Below are 22762 nucleotides of genomic sequence, written 5' to 3'. Positions count from 1 at the left end.
CTGACGGCCAGAGGGAATTGCGAGTCGAAGCAGTAGCGAACGGTCGCTGATTCGCAGAAGTGGCGTGCTCTGCACTGCGAGAACGGGCCGCGCGCGACATGGCAAGAACGCGGGACTAAGATTTGCTGCACGCGACAACCAGAAGTTTCATCGCGTTCACATGGAGTTATTCATGCTCGTCATTCGCGTCATCGCGCTCGTCTTCTTGGCTATCTCGATCTCAAGTGCCCAGGAGCGACCTTCCCGAGATCTTCCCGAGCCTTTCGCCACCAAATCGACGATCAAGCATCCCAAGGTGATCGGCTGGCCGAAGGACAAAACACCCCAGGCACCGACGGGTTTTCGCGTACAAGCTTTCACGCGCGAACTGGAGAATCCGCGCTGGATTTATGTCCTGCCCAATGGTGATGTACTGATTGCGCAATCACGGACGCTGCCCAAGCCCGTAGATAAGAAAAAGGATGACAACGAAAAATCCTCGAAGGAAAAGAAACAAGAGGAAGGAGCCAAGCAAGCGAAAACGGTCACCGGCGACTCCCCTAACAAAATCACGCTGCTGCGCGACGCTGACCAAGATGGCAAACCGGAAAAGATCGAGACCTTCCTGAAAGATTTACGGCAGCCGTTTGGAATGGCGCTCGTCAAAGATCAACTGTTTATCGCAACGACCGATGGAGTTCACGCGTTTCCCTACAAAACCGGCGCGACGAGCATCAGCAGCGAAGGAATGAAAATTCTCGATCTGCCGGCCGGTGGCTACAACAATCACTGGACGCGCAATCTGTTGGCCACTCCCGATGGTAACAAGCTCTATATCTCCGTCGGCTCGGCCAGCAACGTTGCCGAACACGGGACCGCCGAAGAAATGTTGCGGGCAAACATCCTAGAAGTCAACCTAGACGGCACCGCGTTGCGCGTGTTTGCGAGCGGCTTACGAAATCCAGTGGGAATGGCCTGGAATCCGATGTCCAGTCATTTATGGACGGTCGTCAATGAGCGCGATGAGTTGGGTGACGACCTGGTTCCTGACTACCTCACGAGCGTGCAAGAGAACGGTTTCTACGGCTGGCCCTACTCTTACTTCGGCAGTAACGCCGATCCGCGAATGAAAGGGGAACGTCCAGATCTCGTGAAGAAGGCAATCGTTCCCGATTTCGATCTCGGATCGCACACGGCTTCGCTTGGGCTGACTTTCTATGACCATAAGGCCTTTCCGGCCAAGTGTCGCGACGGCGCTTTCATTGGTCAGCGTGGGTCTTGGAATCGTTCGAAGTTTGTCGGTTATCGGGTCGCTTTCGTGCCGTTCAAAGATGGAAAACCGGCAGGAATGGCAGAGGACTTTCTCACAGGGTTCATTGCCAACGAGGACGAAGTTTACGGCCGACCGGTTGGAGTTGCTGTGGCCCGCGATGGCAGCTTACTCGTGTGTGACGAGCCGGGAAATGTTGTTTGGCGAGTGTCCGCAGACGATGCGCGCTAAGCGGAGTTCGCTGATGAATCACATCGACTGAAGCTCAGGTCACGCGTGTACTATCTACGCCTAACGTGACCAGTCGACTGACATTCGCCTCGCGGCGAATCCACCGAGGTGTTGGGGCGGGGAATAGGCAGCTTCCCCCGGGCTAGATTCTTCGCGCGAGTTCAGATTTTTTAGGGAGTACTTAGTAAGTACGTGCCACCAACCGCTGCCTGAGCAAAAATGCTGTTTGACCCCCTCTGTGCATGAACAAATGACACAGAGGCAGTCATTTCGGTTCGTGTTCCGCAAGCAGCCGATACACTGTCGGTCTACTTAATCCCGTAGCACGTGCGATCGCGGTGATCTTGGCACGTTGCGCCTCCATGCTGTGAACGACTTCAATCTGCTCGGGCGTCACAGAGATTAGTCTGCCCTTCTCGGATCCGCCCCAGGTCCGCCCAGACGCTCGTGCGGCCGCTTGGCCAGCAAGGACGCGCTCCGCCCGCAACTCAGTTTCGAATTGAGCGACTGAGGCCAGCACATTCGCCATCAATCGTCCTGCAGGCGTGCTGAGGTCCAGGCCGTCCTTCAAGCTGACGAGATTCACCTTTCGTTCGATTAACTCGGCGAACAAGGCAGTCAGCCCCTTGGCAGTGCGTCCCAGGCGGTCCAATCGCCAGCACACAACCTTCGACACTTCACCGCGGTCGATCGCCCCCTGCAGCTTGCTCCAGCCCGGCCTGTCCATCGTTTTCCCGGTGAACTTGTCGCGGTACCAGGCAACCGTCTGATCGCTGTTGGCTTCGGCCCATCGCTTCAGGTCTGGTTCCTGAGACTTGGTGTCCTGCCGCTTGGTGCTCACTCGCAGGTAGATCGCCACATGTTTTTCGGTTGGCACGTAGAACTCCTGTTGGTTGGCTGATTCTACGAAGATCGGCGAAAGTGTCAGCTGTCATTTAAAACTCACGTGTTGCGCATTGTGAGGTAAAGCCACCACCGACTTTCCCGCAAAACGCGATCGTCGAGAGCGGAATATCCACTGTTTACACAATCGAAGCGACCAGATTGGGGAACGCAGCATCCTCCAGAACAAATCGAAACCAAGCGAGCAGCGGGCGGTTGCCAATCGCGGATCGTTTACGTAGCGTCGTGTCACCCTGCACCAAGGCAATCCGCGGCAGCCAAGTCGAGGCACCTCTTGCAGTCCCGGGGACTGAAAACAGTCGCTACGTTTTTTTCGAGGTCGCCGGAATTTTTACCAGACCTCCCCCGGCCTCCGAATTCCAGGTACCACCTATCCTCGCTCCGGCGCTCGATCAAAATCCGAGGGGCTAGCACGACCGGCACTCAGTGCGCTTTTGTGTCGCACCGGCAGCGGTTATGCTTGTCCCTCTCGCACACGGCCCGCCAGGCAACTCCGATCGTTTCTCGCTTATGTTCGAACAAGCCTTCCGCAACATTGATGACGTTCTGCGCAAGGAAGCAGGTTGCACGACCGAGCTCGACTACACCGAGCAATCCTCTTGGCTGTTGTTCCTGAAGTACCTCGACGCGTTGGAACGCGAAAAAGCGGACGAGGCGGCGCTAGAGGGCAAGAAGTACAGCTCGATCCTTGACAAGCCCTATCGCTGGGAAACATGGGCTGCGCCGAAGGATAAGAGCGGCCAGATCGATCACAACAAAACGCTCGTCGGGGATGACCTCACGGAGTTCGTCAATCGCAAGCTGTTTCCGTACCTGCAAGGCTTCAAGCAGAAGGCCAGCGGACCGAACACGATCGAGTACAAGATCGGCGAGATTTTTGGTGAGATCAAGAATCGCATTCAAAGCGGGTACAACCTCCGCGAGATCATCGACCATATTGATGAACTGCGTTTTGGATCACATGCCGAGAAGCACGAGCTTTCGCACCTGTACGAAGCCAAGATCAAGAACATGGGGAACGCCGGCCGAAACGGCGGCGAGTATTACACGCCGCGGCCGCTCATTCGGGCGATGGTGCAAGTGGTCGCACCGACCATCGGCGAACGGATTTATGACGGCGCGTGCGGCAGCGCGGGATTCTTGTGCGAAGCATTCGCTTATCTGCAGAGCAAGAAAGGGTTGACGACCAAAGACATCAAAACGCTGCAAGAGAAGACGTTCGTCGCAAAGAAAAGAAGTCGCTGGCCTACGTCATCGCGATCATGAACATGATCCTGCACGGCATCGAGGCGCCAGAGATCATTCACACAAATACGCTTACCGAAAATCTGGGCGACATCCAGGAAAAGCATCGCTTCGACGTCATCCTCGCCAACCCGCCGTTTGGCGGCAAAGAGCGGGCCGAGGTGCAGCAGAACTTCCCGATCCGTACCGGCGAGACGGCGTATCTGTTCCTGCAGCACTTCATCAAGATGCTAAAGGCCGGCGGCCGGGGGGCGATCGTTATCAAGAACACGTTCCTCAGCAACACCGACAACGCCAGCGTCAGCCTGCGGAAGATGCTGCTCGAATCGTGCGAGCTGCACACCATCCTCGACTGTCCCAGCGGAACGTTCCTAGGCGCCGGCGTGAAAACCGTCGTGCTCTTCTTCGACAAGGGCGCGCCGACGAAAAAGATCTGGTGCTACCAGCTCGACCCCGGCCGCAACATGGGGAAGACCAACCCGCTCAACGACGACGACCTTGCCGACTTCCTCAAGCTCCAGCCGAAGCAGAAGGACTCGGACAAGTCGTGGTCGATCGACGCCAAGTCCCTCGACCTGGCCACCTTCGACCTCTCCGTCAAAAACCCCAACGGCGGCGAAGCGATCACCCACCGCACGCCGCTGGAAATCATAGACGAGATCGCGGCGCTGGACGCCGAGAGCGCAGAAGTGCTGGCGGAAATTCGGGGGCGGCTGTGAACACGTGGCCAATCATAACGCTCGGTGACGTCTGCGAGTTTCAGCGCGGTTTGACGTACGCGAAAGGCGATGAGGTCAACCTGTCGGGCAACGTTGTGCTACGAGCGACGAACGTTGACTTAAACACTAACTTGCTCACCTTCGCTGAGCTGCGTTACATCAGCGACACGGTCGACGTCCCGGCTGCCAAGAAAGTAAAACTTGGCTCGCTCATAGTTTGCACGGCGAGCGGCAGCAAGAGTCATCTCGGAAAGATTGCGTACATCGACCAGGACTACGGTTACGCGTTCGGCGGCTTCATGGGAATGATCACGCCGAGAGCGTCAATCTTACCTCGCTATCTATTCCACCTGATGACTTCAGGGGAGTATAAAGAATTTATTGATGGGCTCTCGGACGGAGCGAACATTAACAACCTCAAGTTTGATGACTTGAAGCAATTTCCTGTTCCGATTCCTCCCCTCCCCGAACAACAGCGGATCGTCGGCATCCTTGACGAAGCGTTCGTAGACATTGCAACCGCCAAGGCCAACACCGAAAAAAAACCTCCGCAACGCCGATGAGTTTCTCGAAAAGCTCATCGAGCAAGCCGCTCTTGGCCTTCTCACCAAGGACATGCGGTCAACGCTGCCGCACGACGCCGCCGCGGAAGATTGCAGAAATCTGCAGCAGGAAATCAAAGCGATCGACTACAAAGTAAACCGCAAGAGCGAACCGACAAAAGGGCGGGATTCTTTGCGATCAATGGTACCCGAGAAATGGGAACTCGTCGCGATCGACGAGATCTTTAGGCTCATCGACTATCGCGGAAAGACGCCGAAAAAGACCACTAGCGGCAAGCGACTTATCACAGCGAAAAACATTAAGCGTGGCTATCTGTCCGACGAGCCAGTCGAGTACATGTCTGAAGAGGCTTACAAGAAATGGATGGTCCGAGGCTATCCGATGCCCGGCGACATCTTCTTTGTAACCGAAGGACATACGATGGGCTTCGCCGCGTTAAACGATCGAAGTGATCGGTTCGCGTTGGCTCAACGTACGATCACGCTTCAGCCGATTTGTCCACTGAACACCAAGTTCTTTCTATACTTCATTTTGTCGCGACCGTTCCAGAACCTTGTCAAACTCAACGCGACCGGCGCAGCGGCAGTCGGAATGAAGGGCTCTAAACTTCGCAGCTTGCCATTGGCGTTTCCACCGAATGCGGAGCAACAGCGGATCGTGTCAGTACTGGATGCCGCTCGATCGGGCGTCGAACGACTACGGGTGGTGTACGAGCAAAAGCTCGCCGCCCTCGACGCGTTGAAGAGGTCGCTGCTGCATCAGGCGTTCAACGGGCAGTTGATGCGGGACGAGCGAGTAGTCGTCGCAGCCAATCCGCTGTCAACTTTCCCAATCGAGATCGCGGGCATCAGCACAACCGATCTGCACGCAGGCATTCTCGCGATGTCCTGCAAATCTCATGAAGTGGCCGGGAAGGTCGGCGAGTTCACCCATGTGAAGGCCGAGAAGATTGCCCACATGATCGAGGCTCGGCTAGGGATCGAACTGGGACGCACACCCGTGAAGGATGCCGCCGGCCCCAATGATTTCAACCACCTGACGAAGGTTGAGCATCGAGCCCGCATGGCCAAATTCTTTGATTTCAAGCGAACGTCCAGCGGCAAGTATCAAGTCAGCAAACTGACAGGGTTCGATCGTCACATTGAAAAGACTCGTGCGGCATTAGGGAGCCATTTGGAAGCGGTCGAGGGATTGTTGCAATGGATGGTAACAATGAGCGTGCAGCAGGCAGAAATTGTGGCAACCGTGTTCGCGGCATGGAATAATCTATTGCTTGATGGATTGCTGCTGCCTTGAACGCGCAGGGTTCCGAGCTGTTTGCGCAGCCGCCCACCATCGAGAAGGTCGATGTCCTCGCGGCTAAGCTTCCGGGATAACTTCCGCAGAAACCTTTGGGGACCAGCGCATGAAGACAGTTCTACTGCCATCGGGTGAGCGTGTGCCGGCTCTCGGCCAGGGCACGTGGCACCTGGGGGAGCATTCGGCAACTCGAGCAGAAGAGATTGCCACCCTGCGGCTCGGTCTTGACCTGGGCCTCACCCTCATCGACACAGCCGAGATGTATGGCGAGGGTCAGTCGGAGCAACTCATTGCCGAGGCGATCAACGGAAGACGTGATGAGGTTTTCATGGTGAGCAAGGTCTATCCGCAGAATGCGTCCCGCCAGGCAGCCGTCGCCGCCTGCGAGCGTAGCCTGTATCGACTGAATATCGACCGGCTCGACCTTTATCTCCTACATTGGCGTGGCGAAGCGCCTCTGGCCGAGACGATGGAAGCCTTCCTGGCGCTGCAAAGGGCCGGCAAGATTCGGCATTACGGCATCAGCAACCTGGATCTTGCGGACATGCAGGAGCTATGGTCGGTTCCCGGAGGCCCGGCCGTGGCGACTGACCAACTGCTCTACAATCTTGCGCGCCGCGGCATCGAATGGGACTTGCTGCCGTGGCTCCGCGCAAAGCACGTTCCGGTCATGGCCTATTCGCCCATCGAGCAGGCCAGACTCTCCCACAACCCGAAACTGGCCGATTTCGCGACGCGGCACGGTATGACGCCGGCGCAGGCCGCACTCGCCTGGCTGCTTGCCAAGGACGATGTCATCGTCATTCCGAAGACAAGCCGCCGTGAGCGATTGAAGGAGAATCTCGGCGCGCTCGACCATCCGCTGACGGCGCCGCAGCTTGCCGAGTTGGATCGCCTGTTCCCGCCGCCGACAGGGCCTCGGCCGCTTGAAATGCTTTGATTCGCCGTCCGATTCTCGAACAACGGAATGAAACACCGATGCAGATAAACCCTAGAAAGAATGACGTGGAGTAAATCGCTCGGTCGGCAATGCACGCCTGAGAGATACCGCAATGGTCAATCCCCAAAGAGAAACTGAACGCCTGGAGTATTTTAGCGATGCGGTAATCGCAATTGCTGCGACGTTGCTTTCGGTCGACTTAAAAGCGCCTCGCGCCGATGTTCTAAGCGGCACGACGTTGCTCGAAGCACTTGTCCAACAGTGGCCGTCGTACCTTGCGTTTGCGGTCTCGTTTCTCTTCATCGGCATTTCCTGGGCGGCCCACCACGACATGTTCAACTACGTTCGCCGAACGAACCACATGATGCTAATCCTCAATCTGATGTTTCTGATGGGAATTGCCTTGCAGCCCTTTTCCACCGCGCTCTTGGCCGAACACATTGGCAAAGATGGAGAGCGTACGGCGGCAATGGTGTTCTACGGAGTGCTGCTGCTCACCTCGGTGAGCTACAATGCCGTTTGGCACTATGCCATCCGGTGCGGCCTGATCGAGGACTGCTTAGACGCCCGACTGTTGAGGGCGCTCAGCATCGAGCACGCTGTGGCTCCGCTCTTGCATCTTTCGGCACTGCTCGTGGCATTTTGGAGCGTACGGCTAAGTCTAATTCCCGTCCTGATGTTATATGTCTTCTTCGCTCTTCCCCGGGTTGCCGAACGATTGATCGTAGGCTCCCACCACATTCCCGGATTCGGCGAAGGACCTAAGCAATGAGCAGCCCCGCAATCGTACAGAAAACAATGCGTGCCGGGGCAATCGACGCGCACGGCGGCGGATCCTAATCATCGCGAATTGACTCGCACATTCTGGGGAATGACACATGGCTACTGAAAATCACCCGGGCGACTTCCCCGTCACGAATCGTTTGGGAACGGCGCACGGTTGCCCATCGGGCGTGGACCATGATCGGGAGGTGCCCGACATCGATCTGCTCAGTCCGCTGACGATCCGAGGCGTGTCCTTCCGGAATCGGATCGTGATGTCGCCGATGTGTCAGTACAGCGCTGACGATGGGTTAGCCAACGATTGGCACCTGGTCCACCTCGGCAGCCGAGCGGCGGGCGGGGTCGGACTCGTCGTGGTGGAGGCGACAGCCGTTACGGCTGAGGGTCGCATCACTCCCAAGGATATGGGCATCTGGAGCGAACAGCACGTTGAGCCGCTCGCCCGCATAGCTCGCTTCGTACAGTCGCAGGGCGCGATCGCAGGAATTCAATTGGCTCATGCGGGGCGAAAGGCGAGTTGCGAACCACCGTGGCTGGGTGGAACTCAATTGAAACCTGCGGCCGGAGGCTGGACCCCCGTGGCACCCAGCCCGATCCCGTTCTATGAGGGTGATCCACCGCCGTCTGAATTGGATGAAGCCGGCATTAGCGGCGTTGTGGGTGCGTTCGAGGACGCAACGCGACGCGCTTTGGCCGCGGGTTTCCAGGTGATCGAAGTGCATGCCGCACACGGTTACTTGCTGCACGAGTTCCTATCTCCGTTGAGCAACCACCGCACCGATGACTACGGCGGCAGTCTGGAGAACCGCATGCGACTAACGCTTCGTGTGGCCGGTCGAGTTCGGGCGCTTGTGCCTGCTGATCTGCCGGTACTCGTGCGAATCTCGGCGACTGACTGGATAGAGGGTGGCTGGGATGCGGCGCAGTCTGTGGTGTTGGCGGCGGGCCTCAAAGGTTTAGGAATCGATTTGATCGATGTATCCAGCGGCGCGCTGAGTCCGAAGGCGCGTATTCCAGTCGGCGCGGGCTACCAAGTGCCGCTGGCCCGACAGATTCGGGACGAAGCCGGGATCATGACGGGAGCCGTGGGGCTGATTACCGAGGCCGCTTACGCCAACGAAATCATCACGGGTGGCGATGCCGATCTGGTATTCATCGCCCGCGAACTGTTGCGGGAACCGTATTGGGCACTGAAAGCTCAGTCTGAACTCGGGGAAGAGCCGTCATGGCCGATCCCATACGGATACGCGGTCAAAAGGCGGGCGAAGTAGTCCGAACTGTCGTGAAGCATTCAAAGCATGAGCAGCCACCGCAGGCCTCACCTACTGGATTCGTCCGAGTTCGTGGAGCTCGCGAGCACAATCTAAAGAACGTTGATGTCGATATACCTCGCCATCAGCTCGTCGTCTTCACCGGCATCTCGGGATCGGGAAAGTCTTCCTTGGCTTTTGGCACGTTGTACGCGGAGGCGCAACGTCGCTACTTAGAGTCAGTCGCGCCTTATGCACGGAGACTGTTTCATCAGCTGGGCGTGCCGCAGTTTGATGAAATCGAAGGCCTGCCCCCGGCTGTGGCCCTTCAGCAGCAGAGAGGTTCACCCACGACGCGTTCGTCAGTCGGGAGTGTCACGACCCTCTCGAATTTGCTCCGTATGCTGTACTCGCGAGCGGGCGACTATCCGCGAAATCAGCCACACCTCGATGCGGAAGCGTTTTCGGCCAACACACCCGCTGGGGCTTGCAAAACCTGTCACGGCTTGGGCCGGGTGTACGACGCTACCGAAGCTTCGATGGTTCCGGATGATCGCTTGACGATTCGAGAGCGAGCGATTGCGGCCTGGCCGCCGGCGTGGCATGGCCAGAATCTGCGCGACATCGTCACGACGCTCGGCTTCGACATCGACGTCCCTTGGCGACAGCTCGCGCGCAAGGATCGCGACTGGTTGCTATTCACCGAGGAGCAACCGACGGTTCCGGTGTACGCCGGCTTCAATTTGCAGGAGGTTCGCCAGGCTCGCAAGCGCAAAGAGGAGCCCAGTTATCAAGGGACCTTCACGAGTGCAAGGCGTTATGTCCTGCAGACGTTTGCCACCACGGAAAGCGCGGCGATGAAAAAACGAGTGGCGCAATACCTGGTCAGCAGCGAATGCCCAACTTGTCACGGTAAACGCCTGCAGCCGGAATCACTCGGGGTTAAGTTTGCCGGCCTGGATATTGCCGAGTTGTCGCAACTCCCGCTCAAGCGTTTGGCGCAAATGCTTGAGCCCTATTGCGAGGGAACCGCTTCCGGTTGGCGTCAACTAGCGACCGAGCATCCCGAGAAGGCGGTGGTTGTCGAACGCATTACCCGCGATCTGCAAAGCCGGTTAGCAGTGATGCTGGACCTGGGGCTCGGTTATCTGTCCCTTGATCGCAGCACTCCCACTCTCTCGCCCGGAGAACTCCAGCGACTGCGACTCGCCACGCAAGTTCGCTCGAATCTGTTCGGCGTGGTGTATGTGCTCGACGAGCCGTCGGCGGGACTGCATCCAGCTGATACGGAAGCGCTGTTGACCGCACTAGAAGGTTTGAAGACGGCCGGCAATTCTCTGTTTGTCGTCGAACATGACCTGGATGTCATCGGGCGGGCGGATTGGATTGTCGATGTCGGACCCGAGGCGGGGGAACACGGCGGAAGAATTCTCTACAGCGGTCCGCCGCCCGGTTTGGCGAAGGTCACGGAGTCGCATACCGCGCGCTATCTTTTTCGCCGGGCTCAGATGCAGCCGCGAGCGGTGCGGAGCGCGGCGGGACATCTTCGACTGCAAGGAGTCACGCACAACAATGTGCGCAACCTCGACCTTCAGATCCCACTCGGCGTTCTGACCTCGGTTACCGGGGTCTCCGGCTCGGGCAAGTCCAGCCTGGTGAGCCAGGTTCTCGTGGAGCTAGTGGCGCGACATCTCGGGCATCACGTCGCCCGCGCGGAGCAAGACGATGAGGTGGAGTTGCGTGCCGAAGATATTGGAGGCCGAATCACGGAGGGCCTGGAGCGGATCTCCCGCCTGGTAACGGTTGATCAAAAGCCGATTGGCCGGACGCCACGTTCCAACCTGGCGACCTATACCGGACTGTTCGATCAGGTCCGCAAACAGTTTGCTGCCACCAAAGCAGCTCGCAACCGCCATTACGATGCGGGCCGGTTTTCGTTCAATGTGGCGAAGGGACGTTGCGAGACCTGTCAAGGTGAAGGCTTCGTGTTCGTGGAACTTTTGTTCCTGCCGAGCGTTTACGCTCCTTGTCCAACCTGTCATGGCGCGCGATACAACGCCAAGACGCTGGAGATCAAGCTGCGCGGTCAAACGATTGCCGATGTCTTACAGATGACCGTCGCGGCAGCAGCGGAGTTTTTTGCGGAAGACCCTCTGCTCCTCCGCGCGTTGCAGACATTGCTGCAAGTTGGCCTGGGATACTTGAGGCTGGGGCAGCCGGCGACAGAGTTGTCCGGCGGAGAGGCCCAACGGATCAAGCTGGCGACCGAACTGCAGCGTGCGAGTCGGGGCAACAGCCTTTACATCCTGGACGAACCCACCACGGGTCTGCATGCAGCCGATATCGACAAGCTAGTCATGCAGTTGCAGGGGTTGGTCGATGCCGGCAATACGGTGATCGTGGTAGAGCATGAAATGCGCGTTGTCGCCAGCAGCGATTGGGTGATCGACATGGGACCAGGCGCTGGCGACGAAGGTGGGCGGGTCGTCGCCACAGGTACGCCAGCTGACGTTGCCCAGGCCAAAGGGAGCCGCACGGCAGCGTATCTCGCTGCTCATCTCAAGCGCAACTGAGATGGTGAGTTAGTTGATGTCCACAATCTGCTAACAGCCACGCTTTGCAAGCGGGCTACCGTCACCGTCCTGCCGCCAGCGGTAGTCGCGGAATGTGAGCAGTGTGTTCCTGGCGAAGGTCCCATTGTGAGCGAACATCTTCAGCGAAAACTCCGGTCCGAAGAAGTCGGTAAAACCGGGAAGCGTCTGGGCCTGATGGACATTGACAAAACCCATCCGCCAGTCGCCAAAGCTCCGTTCAGGAATTTGTCCGCTCATTAGTATCGAAACTTCCTCGTGACGCGGATCCTGGCCAATCTTTTTAAAAAGCGATTCGACAACCGAGCACTGGCCTTCCAGGACCTGCATAAAGCAACGCTCGCGATACAAAAGCATCCCGGTCACGTCGAGCCGCTGATTATTTTGTCTAGCTTTGGCGAGTAGCGACCGCAGCTCGGGTTCTGGAAAGTCGTATTTGCTGACGCTCAGGTAGATCAACTGCCAAAGTCTTGCCGTGGCGTGCTTTGCTGGATTCGTCGCCCCGATTGAGTTCCCTTGCCCAAGTGTGGTTGTTTGAATGGAATTACTGATCACAAGCTGGCCCCTTTGATCTCCGGAAACTACCGAGAGCCGCTGACGACTCATCGTACTCCGAAAGCATAGGCCAGACCTCGAACCAAACGTGACGTTGCCGAATTGCATTCACCCGCGAGCAAACAAACAAGGCCGAATTGTCGGCATAATCGGACTTTGGTTATCCACCGGTCTAGGCACATGGTGGGGGCCACTTAGCGACTGCTATTCTGTTGAAGAATCCCAGGAGCTTGCCCAAGCTTCCGTCATGACTCGATACACTTCGACCAATTTCTTTCCGATTCGGCAGGACAAACTGCAATGGCCAAGATCCTGGTGCTCTACCACTCCAACACTGGTAATACCCGGCGGATGGCTGAACTCGTCGCGGAAGGCGCGCTGCAAGTTGATTGCTCAGAGGTTCGTCTGAAGAACACTTCCGAGGCCGATCACCGCGACCTGGAATGGTGTGATGGGATCGCTCTGGGATCGCCCACCAACTACGGCAGCGTTAGCTGGCAGATGAAACGGTGGTGGGATGAGCAACCCATCGAGAATTGGGGAAAACGCGATGGGAAGATTGGCTGCGTGTTCAGTTCGGCTGGAGCTTGGGGTGGCGGTCAGGAGTGGACGTGTATGGCGCTGATGTCCATTCTGATCAATTACGGCTTCCTCGTCTTTGGCTTGACCGATTATACCGGCGTCAAGTTCTCGGCTCATTACGGCGCCATTGTCGCTGGACAACCGAAGGAAGATCGGGAACTGAATGCCTGTCGCCGACTTGGTTTGCGTCTGGCCGAGTGGAGCGCGACGATGATTGAAGGGAGAAAGGAAACGCACCCACTGAATCAGTCCTACGAACGATTCAGGGACCTGGGAAAGTGACGCTGCGCATCGCAAACTCGCGGCGAGGAGAAATGACCTACCGCCACCCATGAACCAGCCCGCCGATCAGCAGGCCGCCAATACTCCCGACAATCAAGATCGGCGCGTAAGCCTTGGTGATAATCGCCTCGGGCAGACTCAGCAGCAGACCGAAGGCGAGGCCGATTGCCCAGCCCGGCCAGGGGAGTTTCACGCAGCCAATTACCAACCCAATGCCGAAGCGGTTGAGGAAAGCTCCCAGCAGTGCGGCAGTCTTGTCGGGAAATGGCATTGGCAGCATCATCGCAACCGAAACCGCGCCAAACACAATGCCGGCAATCAACCCCCAATAAACTTTTGGCATGTTTTGATCCCTTGTTCGGGAGCCAGTGAATAGGTCTTTGGAAAAGTGTCTGGCTGTGCGCCACATTCCGACTTGAACATAGGTTCGCCGCACCTAAATCGGAAGCACTGACTTTTTAAAGTAATCCGTCGCCGTGAACTAGGATCTGCGTTCTGTTTACAATGCCGCTGATGGGCTCGGCGCACACTCCAGCCTTCCCCTCGTAGTCACTTGAAACTCATCACGAGAGTCTTCGGATATGACCCAGTTCCCAGTTCTTTCGCGCAGGCTCTTATCGCTCTGCTTCATCTGGTTCGCTGCTGTTGGGGCAGCGCAGCCGACAGAGCCCCTGACGTTTTTCGTGACTTCGGATTCTCATTACGAAGCCATCGAGCGCGTCGAGCGAAACGATCGCAACCTGATCACGATCGAACGAATGAATACGCTTCCCGGCGAGGCTTGGCCAGACAAACTAGGGGGCGGACTGATCGGCAAGCCGCGCGGCGTGCTGGCGCTGGGAGATCTGATCGATGACGGTGACAAGAATGGCCAGACCGACATCGAGTGGAAGCACTTCGCCGACCACTTCGGATTGGACGGGACTGACGGGGCGCTGAAGTTCCCCGTCTTTGAAGGCTGGGGCAATCACGATGGTCCGCCGGAAAAGTACATTAAGCAGCGCGTGAGCGTGCAGACGGAGATCAAACGGCGGAATCAGCTGCGTCTGGAAAATAAGCTAATCTCCCGCGTGTCACCGAACGGCCTGCATTACTCGTGGGATTGGAATGACGTTCATTTCGTTCAGGCCAATCTTTATCCCGCGGACAAGCAAAATGCCAAGGTGCGCTATTCGCTCCCCTGGCACGATCCGCAGGACGCGTTGACCTTCGTCAAAGAAGACTTGGCCGCAACGGTGGGCGACAGTGGCCGGCCGGTAGTCATCATGGCGCACTGCGGGTTCGATACGGATTGGTGGGTGGTCGAAGACTGGTCTGAGTTTTACCGCGCCGTGAAGCCCTACAACGTGATCACTTATCTACACGGTCACACGGGGACCGGCGTGCGCAAATGGAAGTCAGAGGGTGAGGAGAAATTTCTCGACGTGGTGAACACAGGGCAAACTGAGAAGGGTTTCTTTGTCGTCGAGGTTTCCGCCGATCGGCTGCGTCTGGCTTATCAGGTAAAGCGTGATCCAGCTCTACTCAAGGATGTTCAGTGGGAGTGGCGTTACCAGTTCGAAAAGCGGATTAGCCGGCAAGCGGCCGAGTAACGCTGAGTTGCGGCGTCGTAAGCCAACTCGCTGAGTCAAAATGACAGTGCATGCCAGTGGGCTCTGCGCTCTTCTGCCGTTGATTTTGCGCAAATCATTTCGGCCCAAAGCCTTTCGCTTGCCCACATTGGTTTGGCACGGCCGTTGCTTTCTTGCCGATTAAAGGCATGAAAATGTCAATCAGACATCGGCTGACAATCTCGTCGGTCACCGGCTTCACCGCTTGAGCGGTATCTACCGAAGCCGGTTGTTCACCGACGGTCAGCCAGTTTTCATTCGTTTCAAATCGATCTCGAAAGGAGGAATGTACAATGTTGCTGAATCGTGTTTCACCGCTGGAATTGCTGGGCGAGATGCAGCGTTCCTTCAGTCTCATCGATGAGCTGAGCCGGGCGGCTCGTCCATCGTATTCGCACTCGAATTTCCCGCCTCTGAATGGCTGGAACGATGAGGCAAATTACTATGTCGAAGCGGAACTCCCTGGCTTCGCTGCGGACTCGCTGAACATCAGCCTGACGGATGGCCAGGTCCTGACGATTCAAGGTTCACGCACCATCGACGAGCAGCGCGAACAACGAAAATGGATCCGCCGCGAGCGCGGCTTCGGCTCGTTCGAACGGCAGATCATGCTTCCCGAGCCTGTGCAGGAAGACCAGGTTTTGGCCAACTTCAAGGACGGCGTGCTGCTCATCACGTTGCCCAAGGCGGCGAAGAGCCAGCCGCGCCGCATCGAGGTCGCGAAGGGATAAGTAAGCCAACTGACCTCGACAAGACATCGTTTGTAAACAGGAGAACAGAATCATGTCCAACACAACCACACAAGTTCGACAAACCCAAGATTTCACTAACAACGAGCGCTCGACGCTGACTTACACTCCGCGATTTGACATCTGGGAAGACGAAACCGCCTTCCATCTGACGGGTGATCTGCCAGGCGTCTCCTCCGAACATCTCGAAATTCAATACAAGGATGGCGAGCTGCAAATCTGGGGGAAGGCACCGCCGCGGCAGGATGAGGTTGAGTATTGGGCGCAGGAGTACGGCATCGGCGACTACTACCGCAGCTTTTCGCTGGATAAAGGTATCGACGGCGACCGCATCGATGCAGTCCTAAAGGACGGCGTGCTTGAGCTAACATTGCCCAAGCATCCTAGCGTGCTGCCGCGACGGATTGCCGTGAAGAGCGGGTAACAAGCGCTTCGCCGCTGGAATCGATGAGGCGAAGGCCGGAATTCTATCACCGTACTGTGCCGCTGATGATCGTGTGGCCAGCATTCTCCGGGCGGTGGTTCGTTCCCAACCTTACCCTCATCGATTCCACGTTGGCGGGGTACGGATCATCCCGCACGTAGATCAAAAGAGATTCGAGTCGTGGCGAGCGCGACTCTGCGCTCGCCGTCGCTATGGAGGCACCATCATGTCACTCAAGCCGAACCACGAAAAACGATTGCCTGTAATTCACTCGTACCAAGTAGAACTCTCAGAACGGACAAGGCTGGAACACGACGACTTGATCGAATGCATTCATCGACTTGAGGCCGCGCTGGCGTCACCGGCGCCGGGTCGGGAGCGAGTATGGGCGAATAGAGCAGCGAGCGAGTTAAGCGAGGTTGAGAAGAGCTTACAACGGCACATCGCGTCCGCCGAAGGTGAACGAGGACTGTTCGCGGAACTAGACCTTGCACTAGGTTCCGTCCCCACACGTGTTGAAAAGCTGAGGCTTGACCACGCCCGTTTGCTTCAAAAGATACGGCAGCTAAGGTCAGATCTGGAGAGAAACGGCGATCTGCCAGATTTCGCGAGGTTCCAGTCTGCGACGCGGAAGTCGGGGCCGAAGAGGACATAGGCGAGGGGCACCTTCTCGGAATAAAGGCGAGAGAGCATCGCATCTCTGACTTTCGCCTGTTGTTGCTCGTGGGTGATATCACGGACAGAACCGGTAAAAGTTTGTCGATTGCTAGAAAGCGACACGCCAACTGTCAACTCCGCTGCGAAGGTCGAGCCATCGTTTCGGCGCCCGACGACTTCTCTAGTTTGGCTGGCAATCAAGTGACTTGTCGGAAAAGTGTCGAATCCCGCGTGCAGCGGTTCAGACAATACAAGTGAGATGTTGCGACCAATGGCGTCTTGATAGGCGTAGCCGAACAACCTCTCGGCGGCCGGATTGAAAGCACGGATGACACCATCAGAGTCCGTGCTGACTATTGCGTGACTCGAATGCTTGAGGGCCGAACGCAGTCGCTCTTGAGTGAGGCTGGGTTCCTGAACTCGCTCCTGCAACTCCAATTCCATTGGATGTCGGGACGCATGTTCCATACCGCTCCTCCGGTCGGGTCAGGTCACATCCGGTAAAGCACTTGCATGCCAGTACGATACCTCGATGCAAGTTGGGATGCCAAAGTTCCATTTCAAGGCAGGCGTTCAGATTTTCGATCTGCCGAGGGTACCACAGCAAACGGTGTGAGAGAAGTCTGCGGGCAGCGCCCGCCTGGCTGGGTGAACGGACGCACGAGCGCAAGAAGCCACTCTTGTGGAAGACGAGTAACGAGAATGCAGGGGTTGCAATTCTTGATGGTCGCTGGAAGATGCATCTGCCGGCGGCCCGTACCGGGAACACCGATTCAAGGTGCTGGTTGATAAGCAACCAGAGTTGCGCGAAAAGCCAGCGGTCGCAGCGGCTCTCACGGGCAACATCGCCTACTTCGAGAAGGCGAACATGCAATTCCAGAAATCGTTTTCCGTGCTGGCCATGTGGTCCGGTCGAAACGGCCTCCTCAGGTACCGGGTGAAAATGTCAGCGACTACACCGCATCGCGCGCTCATCGTCGGGTCCACCGGCATCGTCGGTAATAACCTTGCTAACCGCCTTCTCGCCGACGGGTGGTCGGTCGCTGGACTCGCCCGGAAGGCAGTTGCACACCCGCAAGGACTACGCCCGGTCGCGGCCGACCTGCTCAAGCCGGACTCACTCGCCGCAGCGCTGGCGGGCCAAGAGTTCACCCATGTGTTTTTCAGCACCTGGATGCGGCACGACACCGAAGCCGAGAACATCCGGGTCAACTCGGCGATGGTCCGCAACCTCCTCGATGCTGTCCGCACTTCCGGCAGCGTGCGGCACGTCGCCCTGGTCACCGGCCTAAAGCACTACCTTGGGCCGTTTGAGTCATACGGGAAGGGAAACCTGCCCGATACGCCATTCCGAGAAGATGAGAAGCGGCTTGCGGTCGAGAACTTCTATTACGCACAAGAAGATGAGGTGTTCGCAGGCGGCGCCCGCGACGGATTCGCGTGGACCGTCCACAGACCGCATACGATCATCGGGTACGCGATCGGGAACGCGATGAACATGGGCGTGACTCTGGCCGTCTACGCATCCCTATGCAAGCACCTCGGTCGCCCATTTCTGTTTCCCGGCTCTCCGCAGCAGTGGAACGGGCTGACCGACGTGACCGATGCCCGATTGTTGGCCAGCCAACTCGCGTGGGCTGCAACGACGCCCGCGGCCGCCAATCGGGCGTTCAACATCGTTAATGGCGACCTGTTCCGCTGGCGGTGGCTGTGGCCGCGACTGGCCTCGTACTTCGGGGTGCAAGCCGTACCTTACCCTGGCAGTGCGACGCCTCTGGAAGCACAGATGAAGTCGGATGCCGAACCGTGGGTAGAACTGGTACGGAAGCACGGGCTGGTCGAACCTGACTTGGGCCGTCTAGTCTCAGCGTGGCACACCGACGCCGACCTCGGTCGTCCGATGGAGGTAATGGCGGACATGGCTCACAGCCGCCGGCTCGGGTTCACGGATTACCAGCCTACTCTCGACAGCTTTACCGATCTATTCGACCGGCTGCGCCGCGAGAAGTTGATCCCATAGGGCCAGGACGTTCTTGCTGTGGGCACTGTGTCGAAGTTGGTGCTCGCCCACCGTATCGATTCAGCCACCCTCTGGTCGTACTTGCTGCTTGGCTGGTTAGCTCTGATACCGATGGCAGCCCTCCTTCCTTCTCTTCCCTTGGCCGCTTCGGGAACGGTTTTCGCCGGTGGAGTTTGTTATAGCGCGGAAACCATTTTTCATCGCTGGGATAATCGGGAAAACCACAGTCACGGCCTCTAGCACCTCGCCGTAATCGGCGGAAGTCTCTGCCATTGGTACGGAGTCTTGGTGTACATCGCGGGGAGCCGACTGTAGCTCGCGAGAAGACAATCAACAGATTGGGTCCGCGCTTCGACAACCGGCCTGAGATTAACCGCTTAAGGCACGCTGTGAGGCAGTGGCGGTGGGGCGTACAATACGTTGCGTTGTCCAATAAAGTGGACAGGTTGTCCAATAAAGTGGACAGTTCGTCTCGCTGGAAGTGAGAATGAAAAACTGTCCCGGAGTATTGAATGCGGCTCGCTGATTTCATCCTGTCGAACGTTGAGCCTATCCTGACTGGCTGGGAAGTCTTCGCACGGAGCATCGGCGCTGGCGAGCATCTTGACCAACTCACCCTGCGCGACCATGCCGGGCAAATCCTGCAGGCTACCGCGCGGGACATGAAGTTGCCCCAGACCGTGGCGGAGCGGGCAAAGAAATCGAAGGGGCAGGAAGAGCCGCGTGAAAACGATGCCCTCGACGGCGCATCTGATGCCCACGCGGTCGATCGTCTTAGCCTGGGATTTGACATGCTGGAAGTGATGAGCGAGTACCGCGCTTTGCGCGCCAGCGTACTTCAGCTTTGGCACGATAGCGCTCCCGGCGCAGATGAGCGTGATGTAGATGATCTGACCCGGTTCAATGAATCGATCGACCAGTCCCTCTCTAAAGCGGTAGCCAGCTACACCAAGCGAGTCGACCAAGCCCGCGACATGTTTCTCGCCATCCTCAGCCACGACTTGCGTAATCCACTTAACTCCATCGGAGTGACAGCCCATATGGTGCCGCTCTTGGTGAACGATCCGCCGAAGCCCTGGCATGCAGCCATCGGATCACCCGAAGTGTGACGGTGATGGAACGGATGATCAGCGACCTGCTTGACTACACGCGTACTCGGCTGGGCGCGGGTATGCCCGTTAACCCTGCGCCGCTAGACCTAGCCGCACTGGCCCAAGAACTGATTGCAGAGTTCAAATCCGGCCACCCTGACCGAAGGATCGACCTCCAAGCCGAGGGCAATCTGAATGGCCTATGGGATTCTGATCGCATCCGACAGGCTGTCTCAAACTTGATAGGAAATGCCCTCCAGCATGGCTCACCTGATTTTCCCATTACACTTTCGCTCCGTGGCGAGGAGGCATTCGTCGTTATCGACGTTCACAACGGCGGCGAGCCGATTCCTTCAGGCGAGCTTCCCAAGATATTCGATCCGCTCATCCGCGGCTCCAGTGCTGAACGGCCAAGAAGCAATCGACCGGGCAGCATCGGGATGGGGCTATATATTGCCCGAGAAGTCGCCAAATCCCATGGCGGACGTATCGACGTGGCTTCAACTGCGGAAAACGGCACGTCGTTTACCATTCGCCTCCCCCGACAGTCCGCCATGAAAATCGGGCAGCCAATCCTCGATGCTGCTCATATCGACAAGATGTGAATGAGTCTGAGACGGCAATTCGTTGTCGGCGTTAGGCACCAGATCGCAGAAGTCGACGAAATATCGATTAAAGCTAGAAGAGGCATGGCAGTTGCTGTTCTATGGCGTTGCTCACGCGGGATTGAAAACTGAGGGTCAAATTCACATGCGTTGCGTAGTGTGTCACTCGGGCTTGGTCTGATAGCTGCGGCAACCAAGTGGAAGAATTTGGTCCGTCGGTTATGTCGGCTCCAAACTGCTTCGGTCACATCGTCCTTAGCATGCCTGCAAGCCGGCCACGCTGCAAAGAAGTTCTGCTCAAACGCCACGAGACGACGCCGAGATAAATAGGATTAGCGACGGCACGCGGAAAGAGAATGCTTCGAGGTTGGAATAGCTAAAAAAAAGGCTCGCAGGGCCGCCCCTGATGGGACGGCCCTGTCTTGCCTTGTGACCGATTGATCGAGCAAGACCAGTTATCAGCAAGCTATTTCTGGTACCCCCTCACCGCACCCAGACTCGTTACGGTTGGACTGTGGTTCGACACGGATCAACGAAGTCGCACTATCTAGCGCCGCAATCGGCCGACGCTTGACGACCTGAACACGGCAGGCATGCCGAAGCCACAGCGCTTCTGCTGGTCGCCGTGCAGCCAGTTTCAGGTCGTCGTCCATGCAGCATTCATTGGAATGAACGCTGAGTTGCGCACGTAACTTCGGCAGTAAGCTACTCCACGCGATAAGAGGAAGGTGATGTTCGGTCAATCCGTCAAACAAGTCTCCCTCGGTGAAGAGCAACGATTGATCTGCCAGATGCGTGCGCATCAAGTCAACCATTCGCGCGACGGTTTCGTCACTGAAAGGTTGATTTAGGTCAGGGTTGTCACCAAGTCCCATTTCCTTCAAGACTCCCTTCGCCGGATTTGCGTACTGCTCGAATGCAACCGATCGAGCAGGATTGAATACGGGTTCTCCCAAAAGGTCGCTGAAATCCTCGTAGATACGAACAAAGCTCCGCATCGTGGGGCACAAGGCAGCCTCGACAAGGTATGTGCCCGTCCAGTTCCTTGGGTTGTCGGGCGTAAGAATTGAGTTGTCCCATGTCTCTTTCAGAAGCCTTTCCAGGAGAACGTCTCCATTTCTGCCGAGCGTGTGGACCGGTTCACCTAACTTCCGCGCCGCAAGAACGCGCAGCCTCGGAGAGTCCTGGTAGTGCGGTAACTGGTTCTCAGTAATGCTTAGAAGGACGCGCGGATAACAAGGTACCGCCGGCAGTTTCCTGCGCTGGTTAGCCGCGCGTTGGCAGGCCTTGTCGATGCGAAGCGATGTCTCGAGCAGGCTCGGATTGCGCTCGGGATCAATGGTTCGCCCGCGTGCACCAGCGCGCGGCCGCCAAGATAAATCGACCTGCACGCAGGGAGGCTGGCCATCATAGGACACTCCGCCGTCGGGAAGGTCTCGGCCCCGGATTCCCTTCAAAGGGATTCGTAGCCGCCGTCTTCCCGTGCGGTCATTCTCCAACTCGTATTGCAGTTGAACCATAACAGCCGTTCCAGCCGGAAGGATACTTCGCGCTGAAAAGCTGTTGGCGAATCCCCCCGGTCGAAAAGTAAGACCCACGCAATCAGCCATTGGCTCCCAGCGATCCTCGGGGATTTGCTGGGCATAGAATTGAGAAATCAACTTGCGCGTGTTGTAGCTCAGTTGACAACCAGAATTGGCATTCGACATGTGCATTCCTCTCTTGAATGGAAATCCGACACAGACGTAATAGGGCTAGGAAACTGACATCCGTCGGGCGTCAGGTTTCCCAGATGGCGTGACAAATTGAACGCGACCGAATTGCTGCCACTGCTCTTGAGTGACCAACAATCGATCGCCACGTTGGCCCGAAACTGGACCGAAGAAAGAAAGTTGCAGGCGATCGCCGATTCGACGTCGGCGTTTGACTAGGTTTCCCCTATACGTGATCAGCAACGGCATTGGCTTCTCGAACATGCGGCGGACGACGGTAACGAAGAAGCTGTCAGGCTTCGCGGCAGGCGGCCGCATCGAGAAGTAGGCAAACGCGTATCGCGGCTGAAGTAGACTCCAAGAACGGCGGCCCGAGCGCTGAGGCGAGCAGCGTGCCAGCCACGACGAAAGTGCGCGAAGACCTAACCGACCATCAGGAAGATATGCCAGGAAAACAGCCGTTATTAAGTAGCGGCGGCCCTGACTACGCTTATCGCTCGCAATAACCAGCGGCATCTCTCGCTGCGACTGTACGCGTCGCTTGACAACCGCCCGATAAAGCTAAAAATAGCTTTACGGATGGCTGTGTCGGCCCCTAGTTCCGCTTTCCGGCTGGCACGAAAACCTACTCCTCAGTGCGGACGACGGAAAGGAATCGTCGGCCTCGCTCTCCGTATACCAACTTGGGCCATTCGAGCTAA

At 57.2% G+C, this 22762-nt stretch carries 21 protein-coding genes; 16 read left to right on the top strand and 5 right to left on the bottom strand.

Annotated elements, in window-relative coordinates; all coding sequences use genetic code 11:
- Positions 1-172 precede the first annotated feature (172 nt).
- Positions 173-1480, top strand: a complete 1308-nt coding sequence (locus M9Q49_RS13225) for a PQQ-dependent sugar dehydrogenase (RefSeq protein ID WP_254509224.1) — start codon at positions 173-175, stop codon at positions 1478-1480.
- Positions 1481-1745: 265 nt separating this feature from the next.
- On the opposite strand, the gene M9Q49_RS13220 is transcribed toward M9Q49_RS13225, so the two are convergent.
- Positions 1746-2357: a recombinase family protein gene (locus tag M9Q49_RS13220; RefSeq protein ID WP_254509223.1), complete on the bottom strand. Its 612-nt coding sequence runs from the start codon at positions 2355-2357 to the stop codon at positions 1746-1748.
- Positions 2358-2839: 482 nt separating this feature from the next.
- Between M9Q49_RS13220 and M9Q49_RS13215 the strand changes: the two genes are divergently transcribed.
- The 8 genes from M9Q49_RS13215 (at position 2840) to uvrA (ending at position 11756) form a co-directional block, all read left to right on the top strand.
- Complete coding sequence (locus M9Q49_RS13215) at positions 2840-3649, top strand: N-6 DNA methylase (protein WP_254509222.1); 810 nt, start codon at positions 2840-2842, stop codon at positions 3647-3649.
- Entirely contained in the window at positions 3646-4347 is a 702-nt protein-coding gene (locus M9Q49_RS13210) for an HsdM family class I SAM-dependent methyltransferase (RefSeq protein ID WP_390843960.1), read from the top strand. The genes M9Q49_RS13215 and M9Q49_RS13210 overlap by 4 nt, the downstream gene beginning before the upstream one ends.
- Positions 4344-4910: a restriction endonuclease subunit S gene (locus tag M9Q49_RS13205; protein WP_254509221.1), complete on the top strand. Its 567-nt coding sequence runs from the start codon at positions 4344-4346 to the stop codon at positions 4908-4910. Before M9Q49_RS13210 ends, M9Q49_RS13205 begins: the two co-directional genes overlap by 4 nt.
- The gene (locus tag M9Q49_RS13200) at positions 4861-6207 is read left to right on the top strand and encodes a restriction endonuclease subunit S (protein ID WP_254509220.1); all 1347 of its coding nucleotides are present in this window, start codon (positions 4861-4863) and stop codon (positions 6205-6207) included. The genes M9Q49_RS13205 and M9Q49_RS13200 overlap by 50 nt, the downstream gene beginning before the upstream one ends.
- Positions 6208-6316: 109 nt before the next feature.
- Complete coding sequence (locus M9Q49_RS13195) at positions 6317-7150, top strand: aldo/keto reductase (RefSeq protein WP_254509219.1); 834 nt, start codon at positions 6317-6319, stop codon at positions 7148-7150.
- A 112-nt stretch (positions 7151-7262) separates the two neighbouring features.
- Positions 7263-7922 carry a TMEM175 family protein gene (locus tag M9Q49_RS13190; RefSeq protein ID WP_254509218.1) on the top strand — a complete coding sequence of 220 codons (660 nt, stop codon included), beginning with the start codon at positions 7263-7265 and terminating at the stop codon, positions 7920-7922.
- A gap of 106 nt (positions 7923-8028) precedes the next feature.
- On the top strand, positions 8029-9204 hold the full coding sequence (locus M9Q49_RS13185) for an NADH:flavin oxidoreductase/NADH oxidase (RefSeq protein ID WP_254509217.1): 1176 nt from the start codon (positions 8029-8031) through the stop codon (positions 9202-9204).
- Between the two features lie 380 nt (positions 9205-9584).
- Positions 9585-11756, top strand: coding sequence for an excinuclease ABC subunit UvrA (gene uvrA, locus M9Q49_RS13180; RefSeq protein ID WP_254509216.1), 2172 nt, complete (start codon positions 9585-9587; stop codon positions 11754-11756).
- 30 nt (positions 11757-11786) lie between these two features.
- On the opposite strand, the gene M9Q49_RS13175 is transcribed toward uvrA, so the two are convergent.
- Entirely contained in the window at positions 11787-12329 is a 543-nt protein-coding gene (locus M9Q49_RS13175) for a BLUF domain-containing protein (protein ID WP_254509215.1), read from the bottom strand.
- 300 nt (positions 12330-12629) lie between these two features.
- On the opposite strand from M9Q49_RS13175, the gene M9Q49_RS13170 reads away from it, so the two are divergent.
- The gene (locus M9Q49_RS13170; RefSeq protein ID WP_254509214.1) at positions 12630-13193 is read left to right on the top strand and encodes a flavodoxin family protein; all 564 of its coding nucleotides are present in this window, start codon (positions 12630-12632) and stop codon (positions 13191-13193) included.
- A 37-nt stretch (positions 13194-13230) separates the two neighbouring features.
- On the opposite strand, the gene M9Q49_RS13165 is transcribed toward M9Q49_RS13170, so the two are convergent.
- On the bottom strand, positions 13231-13536 hold the full coding sequence (locus tag M9Q49_RS13165; protein ID WP_254509213.1) for a hypothetical protein: 306 nt from the start codon (positions 13534-13536) through the stop codon (positions 13231-13233).
- 340 nt (positions 13537-13876) lie between these two features.
- Here M9Q49_RS13165 and M9Q49_RS13160 point away from each other — a divergent pair, with 340 nt between their 5' ends.
- The 3 genes from M9Q49_RS13160 (at position 13877) to M9Q49_RS13150 (ending at position 15976) form a co-directional block, all read left to right on the top strand.
- Positions 13877-14785 carry a metallophosphoesterase gene (locus tag M9Q49_RS13160; RefSeq protein ID WP_254509211.1) on the top strand — a complete coding sequence of 303 codons (909 nt, stop codon included), beginning with the start codon at positions 13877-13879 and terminating at the stop codon, positions 14783-14785.
- Positions 14786-15096: 311 nt separating this feature from the next.
- Positions 15097-15534 carry an Hsp20/alpha crystallin family protein gene (locus M9Q49_RS13155; RefSeq protein ID WP_254509210.1) on the top strand — a complete coding sequence of 146 codons (438 nt, stop codon included), beginning with the start codon at positions 15097-15099 and terminating at the stop codon, positions 15532-15534.
- A gap of 52 nt (positions 15535-15586) precedes the next feature.
- Positions 15587-15976, top strand: coding sequence for an Hsp20/alpha crystallin family protein (locus M9Q49_RS13150; protein ID WP_254509209.1), 390 nt, complete (start codon positions 15587-15589; stop codon positions 15974-15976).
- A 549-nt stretch (positions 15977-16525) separates the two neighbouring features.
- Here M9Q49_RS13150 and M9Q49_RS13145 read toward each other — a convergent pair.
- Positions 16526-17101, bottom strand: a complete 576-nt coding sequence (locus M9Q49_RS13145; RefSeq protein WP_254509208.1) for a PAS domain S-box protein — start codon at positions 17099-17101, stop codon at positions 16526-16528.
- A 310-nt stretch (positions 17102-17411) separates the two neighbouring features.
- Here M9Q49_RS13145 and M9Q49_RS13140 point away from each other — a divergent pair, with 310 nt between their 5' ends.
- The 3 genes from M9Q49_RS13140 (at position 17412) to M9Q49_RS13130 (ending at position 20349) form a co-directional block, all read left to right on the top strand.
- On the top strand, positions 17412-18653 hold the full coding sequence (locus M9Q49_RS13140) for an SDR family oxidoreductase (RefSeq protein ID WP_254509207.1): 1242 nt from the start codon (positions 17412-17414) through the stop codon (positions 18651-18653).
- Positions 18654-19165: 512 nt separating this feature from the next.
- Complete coding sequence (locus tag M9Q49_RS13135) at positions 19166-19762, top strand: RsbRD N-terminal domain-containing protein (protein ID WP_254509206.1); 597 nt, start codon at positions 19166-19168, stop codon at positions 19760-19762.
- Between the two features lie 5 nt (positions 19763-19767).
- Entirely contained in the window at positions 19768-20349 is a 582-nt protein-coding gene (locus tag M9Q49_RS13130; RefSeq protein WP_254509205.1) for a sensor histidine kinase, read from the top strand.
- A 458-nt stretch (positions 20350-20807) separates the two neighbouring features.
- On the opposite strand, the gene M9Q49_RS13125 is transcribed toward M9Q49_RS13130, so the two are convergent.
- Positions 20808-22058 (bottom strand): hypothetical protein, encoded by a 1251-nt coding sequence (locus M9Q49_RS13125; protein ID WP_254509204.1) that lies wholly within the window; start codon positions 22056-22058, stop codon positions 20808-20810.
- Positions 22059-22762: the final 704 nt, after the last annotated feature.

The organism is Anatilimnocola floriformis, assembly GCF_024256385.1.
GTDB lineage: Bacteria > Planctomycetota > Planctomycetia > Pirellulales > Pirellulaceae > Anatilimnocola > Anatilimnocola floriformis.
The sequence above is the reverse complement of the archived record's forward strand: the minus strand, read 5'-3'. Positions and strand labels throughout refer to the sequence as shown.